Below are 1302 nucleotides of genomic sequence, written 5' to 3'. Positions count from 1 at the left end.
GCCGCCGCTGGCCGTGTAGCGGGCGCCGTAGGGCTCGCCCACCGTGCCGAAGCTCTCGGGCGTGCCGGCGATGGCGAGGCTGGAGCCGACGGAGATGCCCCAGACCGAGGAGAGCGCGCTGCGGCCGTCGCGGTCGGTGGCGCGCAGCTGCAGGCCCGGCCAGGAGCCGAGGCTGGTGGGCGCGCCGGCGACGGCGCCGCTGGCGGCGTCGAGGGCGAGGCCCGGCGGCAGGGTGCCGGAGGCGAGGCTCCAGGCGTAGGGCGCGGCGCCGCCGCTGGCCGTGAAGCGGGCCTCGTAGGGCTGGCCGATCGTGGCGAAGGTCGAGGCGGTGCCGGCGACCGCCAGCACGTCCGAGACGGTGATGGCGAAGGGCTCGGAGCCGCGGCTGCGGCCGGCCGCGTCGGAGACGCGCACGACCAGACCCGAGGCGGTGCCGACGGCGGTGGGGGTGCCGGAGATGGCGCCGCCCGGCGAGAGGCTGAGGCCCGGCGGCAGGGTGCCGGCGGCGAGCGCGAAGGTGTAGGGCGCGCGCCCGCCCGAGGCGGCAAAGCTCGCCGAGTAGCTCTGGCCGAGCGTGGCGGCCGCAGCGGGGCTGCCGGCGATGCGCAGCGGCCCGGCGATCGTGATGGCGAGGCTGGCCTGCTCGCGCCGGCCCGCCGCGTCCGTGACGCGCAGGACGATGCCCGGGTAGCTGCCGGCACTGGTCGGCGTGCCGGCGATGCGCCCGTCCGCCTCGAGGGCGAGGCCGGGCGGGAGCGCGCCGCCGGCCAGGTCGAAGGCGTAGGGGGCGCTGCCGCCGCTGGCGGAGAAGCGGGCCTCGTAGGGCTCGCCCAGCATGCCCTCGCCGGCGCTGCCGGCGAGGACGAGCGGCTCGGCCACCACGATCGAGGCCTCGCCGGTGGCCGAGCTGCCCTCGGCGTCCGTCAGGCGGACCGTGAAGGGCCCGTAGCTGCCGGTGGCGGACGGCGTGCCGGTGAGCGTGCCGTCGGCGGCGAGCGTCAGGCCCGGCGGCAGAGAGCCGGAGACCAGGGCGAAGGCGTAGGGCGCGGTGCCGCCGGCTGCGGCGAACGCGGAAGCGTAGGCCTTGCCGCGGGTGGCGTGGGCGTCCGGTCCCGAGGCGACGGCGAGGGCCTCGGCCACCACGATCGAGAAGGGGGCGGTGTCGCGGATCTGCCCGTTGGCGTCGGTGAGGCGCACCACCAGCCCGGAGCTGGTGCCGGCGACGAGCGGCGTGCCGGAGAGCGCGCCGTCCTCGGCCAGCTCGAGGCCGAAGGGCAGGTCGCCCTGGGCGAGCGAGAAGCT

The 1302-nt window shown here is 78.3% G+C and carries 1 protein-coding gene; it reads right to left on the bottom strand.

The window, feature by feature from the left end; translation table 11 throughout:
- On the bottom strand, window positions 1-1302 hold a 1302-nt coding region (locus MFF56_RS31790), incomplete at both ends, for an Ig domain-containing protein (RefSeq protein ID WP_238232198.1).

The sequence above is a fragment of the Methylobacterium hispanicum genome, assembly GCF_022179285.1.
Classification (GTDB): Bacteria; Pseudomonadota; Alphaproteobacteria; order Rhizobiales; family Beijerinckiaceae; genus Methylobacterium; species Methylobacterium hispanicum.
The sequence above is the reverse complement of the archived record's forward strand: the minus strand, read 5'-3'. Positions and strand labels throughout refer to the sequence as shown.